The sequence below is a fragment of the Bradyrhizobium genomosp. III genome (genome assembly GCF_000261705.1).
Taxonomy (GTDB): Bacteria; Pseudomonadota; Alphaproteobacteria; order Rhizobiales; family Xanthobacteraceae; genus Bradyrhizobium; species Bradyrhizobium ottawaense.
Map to the genome: position 1 here is coordinate 1 of NZ_AJQF01000570.1, position 2649 is coordinate 2649.

Genomic DNA, 2649 nt, shown 5'->3' on the forward strand with positions numbered 1-2649 from the left:
TATAGCGCGACGATCTGGGTCGGAAGAGCGCGGCGATCAGGATGGCGAGTCAGTGTCGCGGCGCGATGATGATCGCCGCGATGATTGTCGCGCGCAAGAGTTTTGTTTGCTTTGATTGTCGCGGAGCGTCAATCAAGCGAGCGTTTTTTGTGTCGCGTGCTCCGGTGGCCGCCCTGGACCACGCTTTCGCTCGAGGGCAGTCCGCCTGCGATAGCTCTCGACGTTCATCTCGACGATGGTGGCGTGGTGAACAAGGCGATCGATCGCCGCGAGGGTCATAGCTGGGTCCGGAAAGACCTTGTTCCATTCTCCAAAGGGCTGATTGGCGGTGATCAGCAAAGAGCGTCGCTCGTAGCGTGCGCTGATGAGCTCGAACAGCACACTGGTCTCGGCCTGGTCCTTGGTGACATAGGCAAGATCGTCCAAGATGACGAGATCGAAGCGATCGAGGCGGTTGATGGCGCCCTCGAGGTTGAGCTCGCGGCGAGCCACCTGGAGCTTCTGCACGAGATCGGTGGTGCGGGTGAACAGGACGCGCCATCCGTTCTCGATGAGGGCCAAGCCGATTGCTGCCGCCAAGTGGCTCTTGCCTCCACCGGGCGGACCAAACAGCAGCAGATTGGCGCCCTTGCCGAGCCAGCCGTCGCCGGCGGCGAGTGCGGTCATTTGCGCCTTGGAGATCATCGGCACGGCCTCGAAGTCGAAGCTGTCAAAGGTCTTTCCGGTAGGCAGCCGCGCCTCGACGAGATGGCGCTCGATGCGGCGGCGGCCGCGCTCAGCGATCTCGTGCTCGGCAATGGTGGCGAGGAAGCGCGCCGCCGGCCAGCCTTCTTTATCGGATTGCTCGGCAAATTGCGGCCACAGCGCCTTGATGGCGGGCAGCCGCAGCTCGTTGAGCAACAGATTGAGGCGCGCGGTGTCGACTACGTTGGTTGTGCTCATGCGGCGCCTCCGATCTCGGCGGTACCGATGAGGCATTCATAGGTGGCGAGCGGTGCGAGGCGTACCACGACGTTCGGCACCTGGGCGGGATCCGGGGCGAAGTGAGTACGTAGCCGGTTGAGGTCGGGCAGCCGGCCGTCGTTCAGGTCAGCCGTGAGCTGATTGGCGAGTTCGGCCTCGCAACCGCGCTCATGGGCGAGTGCGAGGAGATCGACCATGATCCGGCAGGCCTTCTTGTCCGGTAAGCGTTTGCGCAAGACGTCGAAGGCTCGGCGGTAAGCTTCCCGGGGGAACAGCTGGTCGCGGTAGACCAGGTTGAGGAGCGCCATCGGCTTGCGCCGCAAGGAATGGATCACGTGCCGATAATCGACGACCTGATCGTGCTTGCCATTGGGATGCGGCCGCCCGCGCGGCAAGGTGAGGAGATGCGTGCCGCCGACAAACACGTCGAGGTGATCGTCATACAGGCGCACCCGCAGCCGATGGCCGATCAAGCGCGACGGCACCGTGTAGAACACCTTGCGCAAGGTGAAGCCGCCGGACGACGTCACGTGGACGATCACCTCTTCATAGTCCGACGTGCGGCGGTCCGGCAGATCCTGAAGTGCGCTACGTTCACTGTCGATCCGCTTGGCGTTGCGGGCATTGCGGCGGCTGGCGATCTCATCGATGAAGCCACGATAGGCAGCTAGATCGTCGAAGTCGGCGGTGCCACGCAGCAACAGCGCGTCGCCGATCGCTCGCTTGAGATGACCATGCGAACTCTCGATCGCCCCGTTCTCGTGGGCGATGCCACGATTGTTGCGGGAAGGCCGCATGCCGTAATGGGCACAGAGGTCTTCGTATCGCCGCGTCAGATCGTCTTTGGCGTCGCGGTCGAGATTGCAAAAGGCGGCCGACAGGCTGTCGGTGCGATGCTCCCGTGGCGCCCCACCGAGTGACCACAAGGCATTCTGCAGGCCTTCGGCCAGAGCGACGAAGCTCTCACCGCCGAGCACGACATGGGCGTGCTCAAACCCGGAATAGGCCAGCCGGAAGTGATAGAGACGATGGTCGAGCGGTACGCCCGCGATCGTGACACCCAATTCGCCCATGTCGGTGAAGTCGGACAGGCCGCGCTGACCGGGTTCGTGGGTCTGGCGGAAGATGACCTCCTGCTCCTCGCCGTGGATCGCCCGCCAGGCCCGGATCCGGCGCTCCAGCGTGCGACGGATGCCGGCGCCGAGCTCGGGATGGCGTCGGAGCAACTCCTCGAAGATCGTGACCGGCCGCACACCGGGGGCGGCCTTCAGCATCGGCGCGATCTCTGTCTCAAATACGCGGGCCAAGGGATCTGGCCGGCGACGGCCGCGGGGAGCCTTCTTCTGCGACGGAAGGCGTCGATCCTTCTCGATCCGGTAAGCGGTCGAGGTGCTGAACGAAGCCTTGGCGGCGGCCACGGGTGGGCTATCGGTCTGACGGTACTTCATGTAGAGCCTCATTTGGTGATCGGTAATGTGTCGGCCTGGCACGCGAGTGATTCCTCTTGGCGGAAGAACCACTTGCATAACCAGCCGGCCGCGATCACCAGTCGGCGCGGTCCGCTGTGGATCGCGCCGACGCCGGGCTCGTAACTCCGGTCGGGCTACGCCCTCCCTGCGTCACGAGCCCGGCGTAGCCCTCTCATCATGGTCGACGCTCCACTTCCATCCTGTTCGCCGCGCGGCA

The 2649-nt window shown here is 64.1% G+C and carries 2 protein-coding genes; both read right to left on the reverse strand.

Annotated elements, in window-relative coordinates:
* Positions 1-132 precede the first annotated feature (132 nt).
* Positions 133-942 (reverse strand): IS21-like element ISBj11 family helper ATPase IstB, encoded by an 810-nt coding sequence (gene istB / locus IC66_RS0142130; RefSeq protein WP_018270204.1) that lies wholly within the window; start codon positions 940-942, stop codon positions 133-135.
* Entirely contained in the window at positions 939-2453 is a 1515-nt protein-coding gene (gene istA, locus IC66_RS0142135) for an IS21-like element ISBj11 family transposase (RefSeq protein WP_038973741.1), read from the reverse strand. The genes istB and istA overlap by 4 nt, the downstream gene beginning before the upstream one ends.
* Positions 2454-2649 lie beyond the last annotated feature (196 nt).

Excerpts from the sequence above, each read along its gene's own strand:
- istB (WP_018270204.1), bottom strand. The coding sequence starts at position 942 with ATGAGCACAACCAACGTAGTCGACACCGCGCGCCTCAATCTGTTGCTC.